The organism is Lachnospira multipara ATCC 19207, from assembly GCF_000424105.1.
GTDB classification, from domain to species: domain Bacteria; phylum Bacillota; class Clostridia; order Lachnospirales; family Lachnospiraceae; genus Lachnospira; species Lachnospira multipara.
This window is the reverse complement of record NZ_AUJG01000005.1, coordinates 113,560-134,017: the sequence shown is the minus strand read 5'-3', so window position 1 is coordinate 134,017 and position 20,458 is coordinate 113,560. Positions and strand designations below refer to the sequence as shown.

The window sequence follows — 20,458 nt, the reverse complement described above, 5'->3', positions numbered from 1 at the left end:
AACCCAGAGTTCAAGGTCTCCTCGCCCTTACGGGCTTCGTCGGTCGGTTCGGAGGGAAAAAGGTCCACTGGACCTTTTTCTTAATCCTCCTCACCTCGTCTTCCGCATTCATTCTTAATTTATCCTAAATCTAAATTATGCTATAATAAACTGAAACTTATTTTTGAAGGATAAATTTTTATGAAAAAGAAATTAGGAATATTCGCCCTTATTTCAGCGATGATACTTGTTATAGTAGCCTTTACATATTGGAAGCTTAAGGGTAGAGATAATGAAACTGGAATTGTAATAGAAGAAGCAACAAGCCTAGATTGCCAGGAGGTTTCTGAGGAACAGACACAAGAGCCTACAAGTGAGAGTGAAAGTCAGAGTGAAAGTCAGGAAACAAGAAGGGTATATTTAGATGTGAATAACATTTTACAAAATCCTGAGCTTCCTACAGGCTGCGAGGCGGTTTCGGCGACAATTGTGCTAAATTATTACGGTGCTAATATGTCAAAGACTGAATTGGTGGATAAATATTTGCCTTATTCAGATGACCCTAATCAGGGCTTTTGCGGCGGAACACCTTACGATAAGCCCGATGGTAGCGATTTGCAGTGGGTGGCTGCGGCGCCAATTGCAACAGCAATGAATCAGGCTTTAGTGGCTCACGGTATGAATTACACAGCTAAGGATATTTCAGGAACTAGCTTTGAAAATGTATTGACCTATGTAAAAAATGGACAACCTGTAGTTTTTTGGGCCTTAGAGAATATGAGAGTAGGTTCTCATACATTAGTTTTGATGGGCTATGACTTAGATGTAGGCGTTTGTTATTTTGCAGATCCAATGAAAGAAGGCATTCAGGCATATTCTATAGATTCTACAATATATGCTTATAATACAAGAGGGCAGTATGCAGTTGTGGTTGAGTAATATTTTCAGAAATAAGCCCTTTGATTATTTAAAATAGGATAATGCGTAAAAAGTTGTAATTAATCTAGAGAATTATGTATTTATATGATATAATTACTAAAGATATATTTTTGTTGGTAATGAGATTTCTGGTTTTAGGGGACAGAGGATTATCCGATGAATAGAGTGAATAATTTTATAAAAGGCAATAAGTTATTAATTACAAATATTATTATTATAATTGTAGGGGCTATTTTTGCGTTTATTTTGTCTTACTCCTGTATTAAATCAATTATGAGAAAAGACGTGGCGAACACCACAAATGCATTATTTGATGGAATTTATGGAAATGTAAATGCCATTTTAACTTATCCTATTAATTACACTAAAGGAATGAGCAATGACTACCTATTGCAAAGCATTTTAGACAAAGAAGATGAAATGCCTGAGGATGAGTTTGAAGCAGTTATGGCGCAGTATCTTGAAAATATACGTAATGCTAATAACTGGGAAACAGCGTATTTAGTTTCTTGTGATACTAATAAGTATTACACTCCTTCTGGCTTAAGCAAGCTTGTAGATTCAGAAAATGATGAATATGATGTTTGGTATAAAAACTTTATTGAGTCAGGTTTAGAATATGGAGCAGATATAACTTATGATGAGTTAAATCCTGAGGAGTACGTAATCTTTATTGATAGGAGAATGGAAGTTGATGGCGAGTTAAGAGCGGTGCTTGGTTGTGCAATCTATTTATCTGATATAATGGATTTTATGAATTATTGCTATCAGCAATATGATGTGGAAGTCTATCTAACAGATACAGAGGGAAATGTAGTTCTAGATATTAATAGCGTTAATTTTGTGGAACACTATAAGTATAGATATGAAACTGATATTGTGAATAAAGAAGAGCATATGTATACGGAGGGTGGCTATATTATTAAAAGTTATGTGCCGGATTTGGGCATGTATTTAGTGGTAAAGAATTCTAAGTATACCTTGTCGGGAAAATTTATAAGGATATTTAGAGGCGCTGTTATTTATGTAGTTACTATGATTATGGTGCTTACAATTATGAACTTCTATCGTTTTAAAAAGGAAAAGGCGGTTTTAAAAAATAATATATATACCGATTTTTTAACACAAATATCAAATGTAAAGGGTTTGCAAACTAATATAAAAACCTTTATAAATGGCACAAATAGTAATAAAATTGGTGGTTCTATGTTTATATTTGATATTGATAATTTTAAGATGATTAATGATACTTTTGGCCACGCTAAAGGAGATGAGATTTTAAAGAAATTTGCTAAAGAGCTCTCTAAAGTCTTTAGAGCCGGCGACATTGTAGGACGCCTTGGTGGAGATGAGTTTATGGTCTTTTCACCAACTCTTACAAATAAAGAGGATATTGAAAAGAAGGCGTTAGAACTTGTTGATTTGTTTAATTGGACCATTGAAGAGGAAGATAAGAAGGTGAAAATGTCAGTAAGTATAGGTGTTTCGGCCTATCCTAAAGATGGCAATAGCTATGAGGAACTTTATAAAGCAGCGGATAAGGCGCTTTATTATGTTAAGAAACGTGACAAGAATGGGTATAGTATTTATGGAAGAGAATAATTCTTTTTATGTGGCAATACATTTCGCTTTTTAAAATCACTCGTATATTTGTTCGATTAGCTATTGAAATTTAAAAGCAGGCTTGTTATAATTAAAATAGAACAGCTGTTCTGATTAGTGTTTATTTTAATTATATTTTAGAAGGTGGAATATGTATAAAAGAAAGCCTGTAGATGTAATATTACAAAATAATATAGATGGTTCAATTATTCCCTTGAAATTGCGCATTCGTGGTGAAGATGGTGAGCAGTATGAGTGTAAAGTAACAGGTTATATTGACTTGTCAGGACAAGGTGCAAGAACCTTTGCAGATGGAGTTTATGTCTCTAATAGAAATCTGGTTTATAAGTGCAAACTGTTAGTAGAAGATAAGGAAAGAATAGTGAATCTATATCACATTCCAAGTATAAGTGCCTGGTTTATAACCACTGGGGGATAAAGTAGGTGGGGAACTTTCTTAGTACAGCTAGGCAATTAGTTTAGCGCAAGCGTGTTTTAGAAAGGTTAGTAGCTTGCTGAAATACCCGTTTTTATCTACACACATATCTCCTCCTTTACAGGTTAAGCCTTATTGTGTTATTATCCTTTTAATAAGGGAATGAAGTTCTCCCTAAGTATTTTTACTTAAACCGCTATTACAAGCTGATGACTTCTGCGATTAAATTTTACGCAGAAGCTGTCGGCTTTTTTGCGTATATAGGAGGAATTTATGTTATTAAGTATTTCTTTAATTTTCATTATGGGAATGTGTCTAGGCTTTATATGTAAGAAGTTACATTTGCCAAGCCTAATAGGCATGCTAATTACAGGCATTGTGCTTGGACCTTTTGTATTAGACTTAATTGATCCAAGCATTCTTAACATTTCATCTGAGTTAAGAAAAATTGCCCTAATCATTATTCTTACAAGAGCAGGCCTTGGCCTTGATATTTCAGGCCTAAAAAAGATTGGTAGACCTGCGATTTTAATGTGCTTTCTACCAGCAACTTGCGAGCTTCTTGGCATTTTAATTTTTGGACCAAAGCTATTAGGGCTTAGCTTACTAGAGGCTGCCATTACAGGGGCAGTACTTGCAGCGGTTTCTCCAGCTGTAGTAGTTCCTAGAATGGTAAAACTTATGGATGAAGGCTATGGGGTTAAGGAAGGTGTGCCACAGTTAATTCTAGCGGGTGCTTCTGTTGATGATGTCTATGTAATCGTGTTATTTACTACATTTGTTAATATGATGCAGGGCGAAGGGGTATCAGTTATTAGTTTTGTAAATATACCTATCTCCATACTTTTAGGAATTGTAATTGGACTTTTAATCGGACTTTTAATGTCCATTTATTTCAAAAAAATCCACATAAGAGATACCAGCAAGGTAATCATTATTCTTTGCGTATCTTTCTTACTTGTGGTTTTAGAAGATAGCCTAAAGACTAGCATTACATTTTCAGCATTAATTGCCATCATGTTTATAGGTGTTGGCCTTCAAAAGAATAGAAAAGAAGTGGCAGTAAGACTTTCAAAGAAATATGAGAAATTGTGGGTGGCAGCAGAGGTTCTACTCTTTGTATTAGTGGGCGCCGCAATCAACATCGACTACATCACAAAGGTGGGAGTTAAGGCAGTAATCTTAATATTTGCAGCCTTAATCTTTAGAATGCTTGGCGTCTTCTTGTGTCTCATTTTTTCAAAATTAAACAAGAAGGAAAGACTCTTTACAATGATGGCCTACACTCCAAAAGCTACAGTTCAGGCGGCTATTGGAGGTATGCCACTTGCACTTGGCTTTGCTTGCGGCGATACAGTTTTAACAGTGGCAGTTCTTGCAATTGTAATAACTGCGCCTATTGGAGCCTTTGCCATTGACAGCAGCTATAAGCATTTACTAAAGAAAAGTTGATAAATGTATATAAAAAGGGTTAGTATATAAGAAAAGATTCAAGGAGTTTGAAATGACAGATACTAACCGCTCAGATAGCAATCCGACAGTGATTGATAATAAAGAAAATGATACAAATCCAATGGGGAGCCCAAAGGAGAGCAATTTACTGCTTTCCATGGATCTACCCATTGTAATTTCCATGCTTGTTCAAGCAATTTATAACATTGTAGACAGCGCCTTTGTTGGTTTCTTAAGCGAAGACGCGCTTTCTGCAGTTTCGCTAGTTTTCCCTTTTCAGACTGTCTTTACCGCCATTAATGTAGGAATTGGCGTTGGTATATCACAGCACATCTCACTTTTTAGAGGTGAGGGAAAGAATAATCTTTCTAAAAATGTAGCAGGGCAGGGCTTTTTACTAGCTTTCCTATCAGCTATCTTAACCTTAATTTTTGGCGCATTTTTCTCAGGAACTTACTTTAACTTATCTCATGTTTACGGGGATGTGGCAATTATGGGTAAAAGCTATCTAACAATTGTTGCCTGCTTTAGTGTTGGCCTTTATCTAGAGTCAGTTTTTGAGCGAATGTTAATGTCTCTTGGTCACACCAAAGAAGCCATGATTTGTCAGGTAACAGGTGCAGTTGTTAACATTTTCCTAGATCCCATTTTGATTTTTGGTTTTGGCCCAATTAAAGGTCTAGGTGTTGTAGGTGCAGCAATTGCCACAGTTTTTGCACAAATCCTTGCGGCTACGATGGCCTTTATTTTCCATAAGAAATTTAATAAAGAGTTGGATTTTGGCCTTGCAGATATCTTGCCAAAGTCTAAGCTAATTAAGGGAATCTTCTCTATTGGCGCCTCTGCAACGGTTAAGCAGGTGGCAGCCGCAGTCATTCTTATGATTGTAAATGCATTGCTTTTCGACTTTAATCAAACAGCCCCAGCAGTTTACGGCGCCTTTAATAGATTATATGTCTTTTTCCAGACACCATCTTGGGCAATTCAGGATGTCTTAGTGATCTTAGTTGCCTACAATTTAGGAAATGGACAAAAGAAGCGCTATACTAAGCTATTTAAGTTAGCTTTAGTTTGGGGAACTTCTATAACAGTTATAGCATGTCTTTTAATTTCAAATTTCCCAGATTTCTTTTTAAAAATCTTTGGAGCAAAAGAGGCAATGCTAGAACTTGGAAGAGTTGCCTTCCCAATCCTTGCAAGCTTCCTTCCATTCCAGACTGCAGCAAGCACTATTTCAGCTATGCTACAAGGTCTAGGACAGGGAAACATCGCCCTCTTTGCAGGTGTAACAGAAAGATTTGTGCTACCACTAATTTTTGTTTACCTCTTTGCAAGAATAGCAGGACTAGATCTAGTTTGGTGGGCCTTTACCTTGGCGGAAGTTTTGGGCTTGTTAATATCTGCGGGCTTACTTAAGTATGTATTTAGAAGGAAGATTGGGTGATTTTTGAAATCTGGTATTAATAAATTTATGAGTTTATGAATTTATAGTTTGGGCTGTAATCCCTATAGAGCAAAATGCTTGTTTAGGGATTACGGCTTTTTTGTTTTTATATCAACAATTTTGGGTAACACTCCCGAGAGTGATAAAGCAAGTTGGGAATTTAATCCCTATAGTGCAAAAAAATTGATTTAGTCCTACAATTTCCACTTTTAAAAAGAGCCATTTTTGAAATCTTGACCTAATCCCGAAAAAATCTTTCATAAGGATTATAAAAGCAAGTTAAAAGTTACTTTAAAATTAGGGTTTAGGACTAACGGGAAAAATTATCTTAATTAGGATTAAAACTAGAAGTGCGATTCCAGGAAATCATTGACCCAACAGGGGAAAAATAAAGCTTCTGGGTCAACAATTCAAAAAAAGAAGCGACCAGGAAGCTTCTTAGAGCCTCCCGGCAGTTAATTACGGATTTGTCCGTTTTCCCCGAGGAGTCTAGAAATACAGGAATCTGTCCGGGGGATTTAATCCCTATGGCAAAAAAAGCTTGCAAAAGGATTATCTTTTTCGGGATTTGCATCAACAATTTTAGATAACACTCCCGAGAGTGATAAAGCAAGTTGGGGATTTAATCCCTTCAGTGCAAAAAAAATTGATTTAGTCCTACAATTTACACTTTTAAAAAGAGCCATTTTTGAAATCTTGACCTAATCTCGAAAAAATCTCCAATAAGGATTATAAAAGCAAGTTAAAAGTTGCTTTAAAATTAGGTTTTAGGACTAACGGGAAAAAATATCTTAATTAGGATTAAAACTAGAATTGCGATTCCAGGAAATCATTGACCCAACAGGGGGAAAATAAAGCTTCTGGGTCAACAATTCAAAAAAAGCAGCGACCAAGAAGCTTCTAAGAACCTCCCGGCAGCCCCAACCCACCGTTAGTCCCAAACATCAGGACAACACATAGCAAACAGCGAAGCGCCTTTGCACTTTATTTCACAAGAAGATCAAAAAACAACTCACCACACTAATTAAAAAATCATTGACACAATCAAATTCTATATCGTATACTTTCCTTAGCAAACAACGGCGTTTCGATTCAATATCGAAGCGCCTTTTTTGTTATCAAATTTCATATTTGATTTAATAAAGACGAAGGAGTCCAGACCAAGATAGAGGTCTGGGCTTTTTTGTTTAAAGATAGGAGGAATGGTATGGAGAGATTGTTAAATCACAAGAGCCAGATTAATAACCAGATGGCAAGATATGGTGTTAAGTTTGGCATTTATAAAGACGGGGAGTTTTTGGAACGCCTTTTTCCATTTGATCCTATTCCAAGAAAAATAACAGCCCCAGACTACGAAAAACTTGAAAAGGGGCTAATTCAGAGAGTGACAGCGCTAAATGCATTTCTTAATGACATTTACAATAATAAGAAAATTCTAGTGGACAAAATTATACCAGAGGAGTTTATCTATAGGTCGCCAGGTTATTTATCGGCATGCGAGAATTTCTCACCAGAAAAGAAGATTCACAGTCATATTTCAGGTATCGACTTAGTTTTAGGAAAAGATGGAAAATGGTACATCCTAGAGGACAACCTTCGAATTCCCTCAGGAGCCTCATATCCCCTAATTGCTAGGAGCCTTTGTAGAAAATGTTCACCAGATACTTTCAGAAACAACGAAGTTGTGGATAACAGAAATTATGGACAGCTTTTAAAGGAGACTTTTGATAACGTAAATAAAGGCGGAATTAACGTTATTTACACACCGGGAAGGTTTAATGCAGCTTATTTTGAGCATTCCTTTTTGGCAGAAAAGTCGGGGGCAGTGTTGGCTGAATTTGATGATTTGTTTGTGGAAAATAATACGCTTTACTACAAATCTAGCAAAGGCCCTGTAAGGGTTGGCGCCATTTATAGAAGAATAAGTGATGAGTTTTTAGACCCACTTACTTTTAGAAGTGATTCCTTAATTGGAATTCCGGGAATTATGATGGCCTACAGGGCAGGAAATGTGGCTATTTTAAATGCACCAGGCAATGGAGTTGCCGATGATAAGGGCATTTATTATTTCGTGCCAAAGATGATTAGATATTATCTTGATGAGGAGCCAATTCTTGATAATGCTCCTACTTATTTGCCATTTTACAAGGAGGACTTAAATTACACATTGGAAAATTTTGACAAACTTGTAATTAAAGATGTGGCAGAAGCTGGAGGCTACGGCGTTGTATTTGCAAGAGAATTAACTAAGGCAAGAAAAGAAGAATTTATTGAAAAAATAAAGAAGGAACCTAGAAGATTTATAGCTCAGGAAGTTATAGATTTCGAGGATTTGCCTATTGTAGAAGGTAGCGAAACTGTGGATAGAAAGGCGGATTTAAGAGCATTCGTCTTAGCAGGCAGAAAGACAAAGCTTTGGCCTAGCGGTTTGACAAGATTTTCAAGAAACCCAGACAGCTTCGTGGTTAACTCATCTCAGGGAGGAGGTTTTAAGGATACATGGATTATGTCTCATTAACTAAAACTAATAGATTATATTGGCTTGGGCGTTATTGCGAGCGCGTCTTATCCACAACTCAGTACATGATGTATTGGTATGACAGCATGATTGATGGAGCGGCCATAGATTATAAGGACTACTGTGAGAAAATGGGTATCCCAGCAGACTATGAGAGTCCAGAAGCTTTCATACAGGAATACATCTTTGATAAGGAGAATGCATTTTCCTTAAGACATGCAGCAGAGGAGATGCTAGCTAACGGCATGGTTTTAAGAGAAACCATAAGTTCAAAAACCCTAGCCTACATCCAGATGGCTGTAAATGCTCTAGAGCTTGGAAAGAATGACAGCGCACCGGGTGTGGAGCTTCAATGGGTTGTGGATGATGTTATGGCTTTTAGAGGAAGCTGTGATGATTTTATTGAAGAGGAATTTGTAAGAAACATTATTAAAACAGGCATTAGCATTGAGAGGTTAAGCCTTTATCTACGTCTTGGTTATAATTTGGAAAATGTAGCAAAAGAGATGAAGAAAATGCTAAACAGGCTGCATAAATCCGGCCTTCAGACTAATGCTATGTCCCTTGGACGAATTTATTTATATGGTAATGAAAATCAGCTAAATATTTCAGATGAGGATTTGTTAAAGGCAGTTGAAAACCTTGTAGTTTTGTAGGGAGGGATATTTATGACAACATTAAGATTTAGCTATCAAACAAAGGTGGAATTTTCAGGGGATGTGACTAATCATGCTTTTTTACTGAGATCATTTCCGATTGAAGAAAAAGGACAAAAAGTGCTGGATTTAATGCACACAAATTTCCCTATTGTAACTGGTGGACAGTATTTAAAGGATGGCTTTGGAAATACAGTTTATACAGGAAGGATTGATAGAGGCCATGATTCCTTTACTTATAAGGTTATAGGAACTGTGATTCGAGACGATTCTAAAAAGTCTTTTGAAAAACCTTTACCTTCTTATCGTTATCCCTCGGAGCTTACTAAGGCTAGTCCGGAGATAATAAATTTTCATAAAAATTTAAATCTACCTTCAAATCATTATGAAGCCGCAAGGATTATTTCAAAGGCAGTTTATGATTATATGATTTACGAAACAGGCACAACAGGCATCTTTACTACAGCTGCTGATAGCTTTAAGGGAAGAAAGGGAGTTTGTCAGGATTATGCACATTTAATGCTTGCTCTTTGTAGACTTTCAAAGATTCCTGCAAGGTATGTGTGTGGAATTACAATTGGTGAGGGTGAGACACATGCTTGGGTAGAAATTTGGAATGAGGGTTATTGGTATGGCTTTGATCCAACTAGAAACTGTTTTGTAGATGAGGGCTACATAAAATTTTGCATAGGCAGGGACTATAATGATTGCCCAATTCAAAGGGGCATCTTTAATGGTGATGTGCTTCAAAGACAGTCGGTCTATATGGAGGTGACAAAATTAAAGGAAGCTTTGCTTGCCTAAAAAGGGAGTTTATAGATGATTAGTAACGTAGTTAGTTTAGGATTGCCAGTAGGTGAAAAATTAGTAATCCCAAGGAATCGAATTAAGGGAGAGGCTAGAGATAATGGAAAGAGGATATGTATTGTAACAGGAACCCACGGAGATGAATTAGAGGGGCAATATGTCAGTTTTATGCTTAATAAGATTTTAGAAAAAAATAAATCTAAACTTCACGGCATTGTTGACATTTACCCCGCTAATAATCCTCTGGGAATCAGCACAATTTATAGAGGTTTACCAGGTTATGATTTAGATATGAACAGGATGTTTCCGGGAAGCTCCCATTCTTCAGGCTTTGATTACATGGTAAAAAAGATTTATGAAGATATTTGTGGAGCGGATCTATGTATAGACATCCACGCTAGTAACATTTTTTTAAGGGGAATTCCTCAGATTAGAATAAATGAAAATTCGGTTAAGACCTTGCTACCTCTTGCAAGACATATGAATATGGACTTTGTTTGGGTTCATCAGGCAGCAACAGTTTTAGAGAGCACACTAGCCTACAGTCTGAATGAGGCAGGCACTCCAACTCTTGTTGTAGAGATGGGGGTAGGCATGAGAATTACTAAAGATTATGGTGATCAGCTAATTGATGGCATTATGGCAACTATGAAAAAAATGGACATGTGGGATGGTGATGAGGCACCTATAAAACCACCAATAGTTAGTACTGACGGGCATGTTGGCTTTATAAACGCCAATGAATCTGGTCTTTTTATTGCTTACATTAATCACGGTAGAAGGGTTAGAAAAGGCGAAATCATAGGGGCTGTTGTGGATTCCCTTGATGGGACTATAAAAGAGGAACTTAAAAGCCCGGTAAGCGGTTTGGTCTTTACTTTAAGGGAATATCCAATCGTTTACAACGGTTCCCTAATTGCAAGAGTACTAGGAGGTTTGTAAAAAAATGACACAAGAAACATTATTTGAGGTAAACGCCATGCCCTACAGGCAGGCAATTCCAGTTTATGGTTATAGATTTGGTAGTAACAAAAAGACCCTAGCCATTATGGGCGCCATGCGAGGTGACGAGTTTCAGCAAATGTATATTTGCGCAAAGCTTGTTAAGGCTCTTACAAAAATCGAGGCCGAAGGGAATCTAAATAAGGACTACGGAATCTTAGTAATCCCTTCTGCTAGCCAGTTTTCCATGAATGTGGGCAAACGTTTTTGGCCCGTGGATAACACAGATATTAATAGAATGTTTCCAGGCTATGATAAGGGCGAGACTACACAGCGCCTTGCGAACAGCATTTTTAGGGAACTAAAAGGCTATGAGTATGGAATTCAGCTGGCTAGCTTTTACATTGCCGGGGAGTTTTTACCCCATGTGCGCCTTATGAATACAGGCTACACATACCCTGATGATGGCTATCTTTTTGGCCTACCTTATCTAGTTTTAAGAAAGCCAAAGCCTTACGACACCACCACACTTAACTATAATTGGCAGGTTTTTGAAACAGATGCCTTTTCGGTTTACACCAAGGCCACTGAGCGTCTGGATGAGGAAAATGCAAACATTGCCCTAGAGGCCATCTTAAGATTTATGGCAAAAAAAGGCTTTATAGATTACGAAGGTGAGTTTGGCACAAAGACAAGTTTTGTTGAAGAATATGACATGTTTACAATTCAAACAAATGCAGCAGGTCTTTTTAGACCTATTGCAAAGGCTGGAGATTTAGTTCTTGAAAATGAAGAAATAGCAGAAATCCTAAGTCCCTATACTGCAGAAAAACTAGAAGTCATAAAAGCCAAGAAAAAAGGAAGAGTCTTTTTTGTAAGACATGCGGAAGCTATTATGGAACATGATTTGATCTTTAGGATTATTCCGGAGGAAGTGTAGGGATTATCTTTTTGGACTATAGAATTGTTTTGATTTTTCCCGAAGAGTCTAGAAATATAGGAATCTGTCCGGGGAATTTAATCCCAATGGTGAAAAAAGCTTCTATAAGGATTATCTTTTTCGGGATTTGCATCAACAATTTTAGATAACACCCACGAGAGTGATAAAGCAAGTTGGGGATTTAATCCCTATAGTGCGAAAAAAATGATTTAGTCCTACAATTTCCACTTTTAAAAAGAGCCATTTTTGAAATCTTGACCTAATCCCGAAAAAATTTCCTATAAGGATTATAAAAGCAAGTTAAAAGTTGCTTTAAAATTAGGGTTTAGGACTAACGGGAAAAAATCTCCCGATTAGGATTAAAACTAGAAGTGCGATTCCAGGAAATCATTGACCCAACAGGGAAATAATAAGCTTCTGGGTCAATAATTCAAAAAAGAAGCGACCAGGAAGCTTCTTAGTGACTCCCGGAAGCTTCAACCAACCGTTAGACTTAAACTTCAGCTAAAAGAAGCGACCAAGAAGCTTCTTAGTGACTTCCCGGCAGTCCCAAGCCGCCGTTAGTCCCACACTTCCCGGCAGCTCCAAACCACCGTTAGTCCCACACTTCCCGGCAGCCCCAAGCCGCCGTTAGTCCCACACTTCCCGGCAGCACCACCCCTTAATCCCCGAAAATTTTAAAGTATTCTTTTCCCACAATTTATGCTAAATTAAAACTCGAGGAAAATACCTAGATTTTTCGTTTCATTGTAAAGTTGCACTGAGGAGAACCTTGCAATGCCTTCAAAACACAGACAAAGAATCTAGTAATCTTTAGGAAGAAGGAAAAGATATGGAATTTAATAATATTACTTTGATTGGTATGCCAACTTCGGGTAAGAGTACAATTGGTGTAATTGTGGCTAAGATACTTGGTATGGATTTTGTGGATGCAGATATTGTTATTCAGAATCGTGAGGGCAAGAAGCTAAGCAAAATCATAGAAGAGAAGGGAATTGATGGCTTTGTAAAGTGTGAAGGAGATGCAATTCTTTCAATAGAAGTTAACAACACAGTTATTGCCACAGGTGGTAGTGCAGTTTATAGCGCCAATGCTATGGAGAAGCTAGCTAAGAATTCTTTGATAGTGTATTTGAAACTAGAAAAGGAAGAGCTTTTTAGAAGACTTAAAAATGCTAAGGAGCGCGGTGTTGTGCTTCATGAAGGCGAGACTCTTGAGGATATGTATAACACAAGAGCTAAGCTATACGAAAAGTATGCAAACTTAACAGTGGAAGAAAAAGATTGTACATTAGAAGAAACAGTTGCAAAGCTTGTGGATTTATTAAAGAACAATTAAGTAAAGAATTCAGTAAAGAACCGGCTTTGCACCGGTTCTTTTTTGCATTTATAAATAAATTTGTCACCAAGTGAAATTATTGTAAAAATAATAAGAAAATGTTATAATCTTATAGTCAGTTTTATAAAGGAGGTTTTGTCATGAAACATATTAAGACAATCACTAACCGTGTATTAAAGGACACAATGAAGAACGGTGGATGTGGCGAATGCCAGACATCATGTCAGTCAGCTTGCAAGACATCTTGTACAGTTGGAAATCAGAGCTGCGAGAACAAGAATAATTAATTATTTTTGAAAGAGAGTGTTAAAGCATTTCGACACTCTCTTATTTTTGCGGATTTCTTTTGGTTAATAAAAATGAAAAAGTAAGTTTGGAAGTGTATTAATAGGATGCACAAGTTAGAAGAGGTAATTTATTAATGGTACATCAGTATAAGAATAATGGATATAACATCGTATTAGATGTTAACAGTGGTTCTGTTCATGTGGTTGATGATATGGTATACGATATTATAGCTGCTTATGAAGGACACACAGTAGAAGAAGTAGTCTGTCAGTTTGATGGCAAATATTCTAAGGAAGACGTAGAAGAATGCTATGCTGAAATAACAGAACTAAAGGAAGCAGGACAGTTATTTACAGAGGATATTTATGAGCCATATATTGACTCATTTGCAGATAGACCTACAGTTGTAAAGGCACTTTGTCTTCACATTGCACATGATTGTAACTTAGGTTGTAAGTATTGCTTCGCCGATGAAGGTGAATATCATGGTAGAAGAGCAATGATGAGCTTTGAAGTTGGTAAGAAGGCACTTGATTTCTTAGTTGCTAACTCAGGCAGCAGAAAAAACTTAGAGGTTGACTTTTTTGGTGGCGAACCTACAATGAATTTTGAAGTAGTTAAGCAGCTTGTTGCTTACGGTCGTTCTCTTGAAGAGGCTAACAACAAGAAGTTTAGATTTACATTAACAACTAATGGTATCTTACTTAACGACGAGATTATGGAATTTGCTAATAAGGAAATGAGTAATGTCGTTTTAAGTTGTGATGGACGTAAGGAAATCAACGATATGATGAGACCAGTTCGTTCAAGCGGAAGGAGCTCATACGATATCATTATGCCTAAGTTTAAGAAGCTTGCAGAAAGCAGAAATCAGATGAATTACTACATTCGTGGTACATTTACACATTTCAATCTTGACTTTGCAAAGGACGTTTTACATTTTGCAGATGAAGGATTCGAGCAGATTTCTGTTGAGCCAGTAGTTGCTCAGCCAACAGATGACTATGCAATTAGAGAAGAGGATCTTGATACTCTTAAAGAACAATATGATATTTTAGCTGCAGAGATCGTTAAGAGAAAGAAGGCAGGAAAAGGCTTTAACTTCTTCCACTTCATGATCGATTTACAGGGCGGTCCTTGTGTAGCTAAGAGACTTTCTGGGTGTGGTTCAGGATGTGAATATTTAGCAGTAACACCTTGGGGTGATTTATATCCTTGTCATCAGTTCGTAGGTAATGAAGATTTCATTATGGGTAACGTTGACGAAGGTATTACAAAGCCTGAAATTAGAAAGATGTTTAAGGCTAGCAACGTTTACACTAAGGAAAAGTGTAAGAATTGTTTCGCTAGATTCTACTGCAGTGGCGGTTGTGCTGCCAATTCATATAACTTCCACGGTAACATCAATGATGCTTACGATGTTGGATGTGAACTCGAAAGAAAGAGAGTTGAGTGCGCGATTATGATTCGTGCAGCAATGGCAGATGAGAACAATTAATCATCACCATTTTGGCTAGAGATTTTAATCTTTAGCGTATTTCACTTTATTTCTTATAAATGTTTCACCGCGAATTTGGGACATTTTTTGTAATAAGAAATTATTTATGTTGAAGGGAGAGAATGTAACATGAAATACGGATTAGCTAAAAAGATATGTTACAGTGCTATCGTACTAGTATTGCTTGTAGGTTTAATTTTAACAGCAATATTTGGTATGAACGGAAAAGGCTACGGAAGCGTAGAAGATATCAGTCTAGGTCTTGACCTTGCTGGTGGTGTTAGTATCACATACGAGATACAGGATGAGGATTATACAACTCAGGATGTAGAAGATACTATTTATAAGTTACAGCAGAGAGCAGAAAGCTACTCTACAGAATCTAATGTTTATCGTGAAGGCGATGACAGAGTAACAGTTGAAATTCCAACAGGTGAGAACTCTGAAGAGGATGCAAATGAAATTCTTGCAGCACTTGGTACTCCAGGTTCTTTGGAATTCTTAGACTCAGATAACTACTCATTATTTACACAGGGTAGTGAATATGAGACATTACTTACAGGTAATGATGTTGAGAATGCTCAGGCATACACAGATACAACAGATACAGATTCATCTACACCTTATGGTGTTCAGTTAACATTTACAGATGAAGGTGCTGAAAAGTTCTATAATGCAACTTCTGAAAATGTTGGCAGCTACATTTACATCTTATTTGATGGCGAAGTTGTTTCAGCTCCAACAGTAAATTCAGCAATTTCAGGTGGAACTGCAGTAATTAATGGTATTGAAAGCTATGAGGCAGCAGAAAACCTAGCAACTTATATTAGAGTTGGTTCAGTTCCTGTAACTCTTGAAGAAGTTTCTTCTTCAATTGTTAGCCCACAGCTTGGTGCAAGTGCAATTAAGTCAAGTATGGTAGCAGCAGTAATCGGTTTAGTTTTACTTTGTATCTTCATGATCGTAATCTATAGATTACCTGGTGTTGTTGCAACACTTACACTTTCAATCTATACAACATTAGTTTTATTCTTATTAAGTGTTTATGATTTAACACTTACATTACCAGGTATTGCCGGTATTATTTTAGGTATTGGTATGGCCGTTGATGGTAACGTAATTATTTATACACGTATTAGAGAAGAAATTGCAGCAGGAAAGAGTGTTGAAAACTCAATTCTTGCAGGTTATAGCAAGGCTGCTTCAGCTATCATTGATGGTAACGTTACAACATTAATTGCTGGTATCGTTCTTTACATCTTTGGTACAGGTTCAGTTAAGGGCTTCGCTACAACACTTATGATTTCTAATATCGTTTCAGTATTTACATCACTTGTAATTACTAAGATTATTATGAAGCTCCTTTACAACTTCGGTTGCAAGAGCCCAGTATTATATGGTAAGACAGTTCATAAGAAGACAGTTAACTTCTTAGGCTTTAGAATTAAGGCTTTCATCATTGCTCTAGTAGTAATCGTTGCAGGCTTTGTATGCATGGGTGTTCGTTCAGGAATGGGCGATGGTGCTTTCAACTACTCATTAGAGTTCGTTGGTGGTACTACAACAACATTTGAATTTGCACAGGAATATGACACAGAAACAATTGAGTCAGATATTATTCCAGTAATTAAGGATTCAACAGGCGTTACAGAAGTTCAGCAGCAAAAGACTCAGGATTCTACAGCAGTTGCCTTCAAGACAACAGCTCTTACTCAGGAACAGAGAGAAGCTATGGAAGAAGCGGTAGTTGCTAGCTTCCCAATTGAAGATGGTTCAACAGTTGAATCTAATTCAATTACAGGTTCAGTAAGTTCTACAATGAGAAGAAATGCTATTCTTTCAGTTGTACTTGCTACAGTATTTATGTTAATTTACATTTTCATCAGATTTAAGGATCTTAAGTTTGCTCTTGCAGCTGTTATTGCCTTAGTTCATGATGTATTAGTAGTTTTAGCATTCTATGCATTCACAAGAATTACAGTAGGTACAACATTTATTGCTTGTATGCTTACAATCGTTGGTTACTCAATCAACGGTACTATCATTATCTTTGATAGAATTAGAGAACAATTAAAGACAGCTAATTCAAAGACAGATATTACAGAACTTGTAAATTCATCAATTACATATACATTTACAAGAACAGTAAATACAACAATTACAACACTTATTATGTTAGTTTGCTTAGCAATTTTAGGTGTTTCATCAGTTAAGGAATTCGCAATGCCACTTATCGCTGGTATCTTAGCTGGTACATTCTCATCTGTTCTTATCACATCAGCTCTTTGGTATATCATGGGTGGTAAGAAGAGAGGCGTTGTTAACGAAGTTAAGAAAGAAGACAAGAAGAAGGTCTTTGAAGACGGCGCTCAGGTTTAACTAAATAGTGAATTTGTTAAATTAAACAACAATGAGATATAAATAAAATAAAGGCTTATGAAAATCTTAGATTTTCATAAGCCTTTTAAATTTCTTACTTTACGCGTTTATTAATTACACATGCAAAATTAATAATCTATTTTAATAGTCTATTTCATTTACAATAAACTGTAAACTCTTATTTCCTCTAAATTCATTGATATCCGGGTAGTAAATAATCTTAATAATACTTCCGATGGCAGGAAGTTCATCTTCTTCCACCTTAAATTTAATAGCTTCAATGATTTTTCCGTATGAAGACTGAAGCTGCATCTTAAGTACATTTTTATTCTTACCAATAAGATTAGCTCTAATTACCTTTAGGTTTCTGTCTGCAAATACAGGCTTTTCATTGCCTTTACCAAAGGGCTCTAGAATCTCAAATTCCTTTACAAGCTCCATAGTTACATAGTCCACAGGCATGGCAACATCAATCCAAATCTTAGGAGTTAAATCATCCTTAGTTAGTGTCTGTTCTCTATTTAAGGCAGCTCTAAATTCCTCTAGATTTTCCTCTTTTAAGGAAAGACCTGCAGCCATTGGATGACCACCAAATTTAGTAAGAAGTGACTTTACCTTAGATATCTCTTCAAACATGTTATAGCCCTCAATTGAGCGGCCAGAACCCTTTAAGCCGTCTTCTGACTTTGTGATGACGATAGATGGCTTATAGTAACGCTCACGCACTCTACCGGCAATAATACCTGCAATGGATTCGTGGCAATTTTCAAGATAAACGACTAAAACCTTATCGTCCTTTAAACTTGTATTATCCACCATCTCAAAGGCCTTAGAAGCTTCTGAATCAGTTAAATCCTTACGTTCATCATTAAGAGCCTTAAGCTCTTTTGCATATTCCTTAGCTTCGTTTTCGCTTGTGGAGAGTAACATTTTTATAGCAAGCTCTGCACTCTCTAAGCGGCCGGAAGCGTTAAGACAAGGGCCAATAATAAAGCCTATGTGATAAGAACTAATGTGAGATTTATCTAGCTCGCAAAGCTCTATAAGGGATGATAGACCAAGATTTGGTGTATTTGCTATGTGGGCAAGGCCGTATTTAACTATAACTCTATTCTCGTTAATCAAATCCATAACATCTCCCACAGTGGCAATAGCAGCAAACTCTAGGAAATCGTCCAAATCACGGCTATAAAGGGCTTTATATTTACCTTCATCTATTGCGTTAATTTTAGCGTAAAGCACCTGTATGAGCTTATATGCCACCACAGCGCCGCACAAACCCTTAAATGGATAAGGACAATCTGCCTGCTTTGGATTAACGCAGGCATCTGCCTCAGGAATTGTATAAATTTTCTCTTCACCCTGCATCTCAAAAGGAATGTCGTGGTGATCTGTAATAATTATGGTCATACCAAGGCTTTTAGCGTGCTTAACCTGCTCGATGGCAGCAATACCGTTATCACAAGTAATGATAGTGTCAATGCCATCTTCGTAAGCCTCATCAATAAGTCTCTCATTAATTCCGTAACCATCATGAATTCTATGAGGCACTACGTAATCCACAATCGCCCCCGCTCTTTTAAGACCCTTATAAAGAATAGTTATAGAGCAGATGCCGTCGATATCGTAGTCGCCAATGATTCGAATAGATTTTTTATTATCAATTTTATCTAAAAGGATGTCGCAAGCTTTAGTTATATCCTTCATGGAAAATGGATCGTGTAATCTAGATAAATCAGGACGTAGATACATGTTAAAATCCTCGTCACTAATCATGTTTCGATTCCTGATAATTCTAGCAGTAACCTGATCTATGCTATATTTATTAGCTATTTCATTAAAGTTGGCTTTCTTTCCAAAAACCCTCCAAATGCTCATATTTTAACCTCGATTTCTGAAGTTTGTTCATCTTAATACAACATAACTTAATTCGACATAATTTAATTCAACATAACTTAATTTAGTTAGTGTGTATTCTTATTTACAAACTCAGTTTTATACTTTGAATACATAATCTTCTGTGTGCTATAAAGACTGTAATAGCCTGAAAGCAAGTAGCTAAGTGCAATACAAAGAATACAATACTTCATAGAACCAGCACCAAACATCTCGATTGCAAGAATAAGAGATGTAATAGGGCAGTTAGTTACACCACAGAATACTGAAACCATGCCGCAAGCTGCGCAAAGTGCCACTGGAAGCCCAAAGATTGGAGCTAGGAAACTACCAAGAGTAGCACCAACAAATAAAGTAGGCACGATTTCGCCACCCTTAAAGCCACCGCCAAGAGTTACGGCTGTGAAAAGGATTTTCAAAAGGAAAACGTACCAAGCGGCCGAATCTACAAAGCTGTTAGCAATAACGTCTGCGCCAGCGCCAAGAAAGCTAGTTGTATTGAAAATGTATCTAAGGGCGATTACAAGTAAACCTGCCACAAAGACACGAATATACTGGTTTGGAATGTATTTGCTATAAAGCTTATTAGCTCCGTGTAAGCACAGGCATAAAAGAATACTTGCTAGAGCAAAGCATATAGCTAAAATAACGAATTTAGTGCCGTTTAAGGCATTAAAAGAAACAAACTCATCTACTGTAAAGGCAGTACCTGCAATCTTAAATAGTGAGGCAATTTTTTGAGCAATAAGTGCTGCAACTACGCATGGCACAAGGGCTGCGTAGTACATAATACCTACACTAATAACTTCCATGGAAAATATTGCAGCGGCAATAGGCGTACCAAAAAGAGCCGAGAAACATGCGCTCATGCCACACATAATCATGATACGTCTATCTTTATCATCAAATTTAAAAGCCTTTCCAAGGAAATTTCCAAGAGAAGCGCCGACCTGAAGGGCAGCACCCTCTCTACCTGCAGAACCACCAAATAGGTGAGTGATTAAAGTTGAAATAATAATTAGGGGAGCAACCTTTGCAGGCACCTCCTCACTTGACTGAATGGCAGTAATAACAAGGTTTGTACCCTTATTTCCGCCCTCGCCAACGATTCTATATAAGAAAATGATAACTAAACCACCAATTGGTAGCAAAAATAAAAGATTAGGATTTGCTATTCTAATATTAGTGACCTTTCCTAAAAGAAGGTTGAAAACCGATCCAATAAAACCTATGGTTATACCGCTAAAGCTGGCACAAAGTAGCCATTTAATAAGCGTAAGTGTTGCATTTTTAAACCTTTGCATGGTCTCTTGAATTGATTCTCGTGATAAGTCCATTTTACT

16 protein-coding genes and 1 riboswitch are annotated in these 20,458 nt (G+C 36.9%); of the genes, 14 read left to right on the top strand and 2 right to left on the bottom strand.

What is annotated here, in order from left to right:
- Window positions 1-180: 180 nt before the first annotated feature.
- The 14 genes from G600_RS0106500 to G600_RS0106430 all read left to right on the top strand — a co-directional run bounded on the left by G600_RS0106500 (window position 181) and on the right by G600_RS0106430 (window position 17,219).
- Window positions 181-918, top strand: coding sequence for a C39 family peptidase (locus G600_RS0106500; RefSeq protein ID WP_027431219.1), 738 nt, complete (start codon window positions 181-183; stop codon window positions 916-918).
- Window positions 919-1,203: 285 nt separating this feature from the next.
- Entirely contained in the window at window positions 1,204-2,520 is a 1,317-nt protein-coding gene (locus tag G600_RS0106495) for a sensor domain-containing diguanylate cyclase (protein WP_162141496.1), read from the top strand.
- A 151-nt stretch (window positions 2,521-2,671) separates the two neighbouring features.
- Window positions 2,672-2,959 carry a hypothetical protein gene (locus tag G600_RS0106490; RefSeq protein WP_027431217.1) on the top strand — a complete coding sequence of 96 codons (288 nt, stop codon included), beginning with the start codon at window positions 2,672-2,674 and terminating at the stop codon, window positions 2,957-2,959.
- Between the two features lie 146 nt (window positions 2,960-3,105).
- A riboswitch (Fluoride riboswitch) is annotated at window positions 3,106-3,182 on the top strand.
- 47 nt (window positions 3,183-3,229) lie between these two features.
- Window positions 3,230-4,408, top strand: a complete 1,179-nt coding sequence (locus G600_RS0106485) for a cation:proton antiporter (protein WP_027431216.1) — start codon at window positions 3,230-3,232, stop codon at window positions 4,406-4,408.
- A 52-nt stretch (window positions 4,409-4,460) separates the two neighbouring features.
- Window positions 4,461-5,852: an MATE family efflux transporter gene (locus G600_RS0106480; RefSeq protein WP_027431215.1), complete on the top strand. Its 1,392-nt coding sequence runs from the start codon at window positions 4,461-4,463 to the stop codon at window positions 5,850-5,852.
- A gap of 1,207 nt (window positions 5,853-7,059) precedes the next feature.
- Window positions 7,060-8,370 carry a circularly permuted type 2 ATP-grasp protein gene (locus G600_RS0106470; RefSeq protein ID WP_027431214.1) on the top strand — a complete coding sequence of 437 codons (1,311 nt, stop codon included), beginning with the start codon at window positions 7,060-7,062 and terminating at the stop codon, window positions 8,368-8,370.
- Entirely contained in the window at window positions 8,352-9,026 is a 675-nt protein-coding gene (locus tag G600_RS0106465; protein ID WP_027431213.1) for an alpha-E domain-containing protein, read from the top strand. The genes G600_RS0106470 and G600_RS0106465 overlap by 19 nt, the downstream gene beginning before the upstream one ends.
- A 12-nt stretch (window positions 9,027-9,038) precedes the next feature.
- Window positions 9,039-9,830 (top strand): transglutaminase domain-containing protein, encoded by a 792-nt coding sequence (locus tag G600_RS13970; RefSeq protein WP_051195400.1) that lies wholly within the window; start codon window positions 9,039-9,041, stop codon window positions 9,828-9,830.
- Window positions 9,831-9,845: 15 nt separating this feature from the next.
- Window positions 9,846-10,775: a M14 family metallopeptidase gene (locus G600_RS0106455; RefSeq protein ID WP_027431212.1), complete on the top strand. Its 930-nt coding sequence runs from the start codon at window positions 9,846-9,848 to the stop codon at window positions 10,773-10,775.
- 4 nt (window positions 10,776-10,779) lie between these two features.
- Window positions 10,780-11,715: a M14 family metallopeptidase gene (locus G600_RS0106450; RefSeq protein ID WP_027431211.1), complete on the top strand. Its 936-nt coding sequence runs from the start codon at window positions 10,780-10,782 to the stop codon at window positions 11,713-11,715.
- 832 nt (window positions 11,716-12,547) lie between these two features.
- A complete protein-coding gene (locus G600_RS0106445) occupies window positions 12,548-13,054 on the top strand; it encodes a shikimate kinase (protein WP_027431210.1) in 507 nt (168 codons plus the stop codon).
- A gap of 140 nt (window positions 13,055-13,194) precedes the next feature.
- Complete coding sequence (gene scfA, locus G600_RS13965) at window positions 13,195-13,341, top strand: six-cysteine ranthipeptide SCIFF (protein ID WP_034245790.1); 147 nt, start codon at window positions 13,195-13,197, stop codon at window positions 13,339-13,341.
- Window positions 13,342-13,475: 134 nt separating this feature from the next.
- A complete protein-coding gene (gene scfB, locus G600_RS0106435; RefSeq protein WP_027431209.1) occupies window positions 13,476-14,840 on the top strand; it encodes a thioether cross-link-forming SCIFF peptide maturase in 1,365 nt (454 codons plus the stop codon).
- 129 nt (window positions 14,841-14,969) lie between these two features.
- Window positions 14,970-17,219 (top strand): protein translocase subunit SecDF, encoded by a 2,250-nt coding sequence (locus G600_RS0106430; RefSeq protein WP_027431208.1) that lies wholly within the window; start codon window positions 14,970-14,972, stop codon window positions 17,217-17,219.
- 141 nt (window positions 17,220-17,360) lie between these two features.
- Here G600_RS0106430 and recJ read toward each other — a convergent pair whose 3' ends face one another.
- On the bottom strand, window positions 17,361-19,097 hold the full coding sequence (recJ, locus tag G600_RS0106425; protein ID WP_027431207.1) for a single-stranded-DNA-specific exonuclease RecJ: 1,737 nt from the start codon (window positions 19,095-19,097) through the stop codon (window positions 17,361-17,363).
- 86 nt (window positions 19,098-19,183) lie between these two features.
- Entirely contained in the window at window positions 19,184-20,452 is a 1,269-nt protein-coding gene (locus G600_RS0106420; RefSeq protein WP_027431206.1) for a chloride channel protein, read from the bottom strand.
- Window positions 20,453-20,458: the final 6 nt, after the last annotated feature.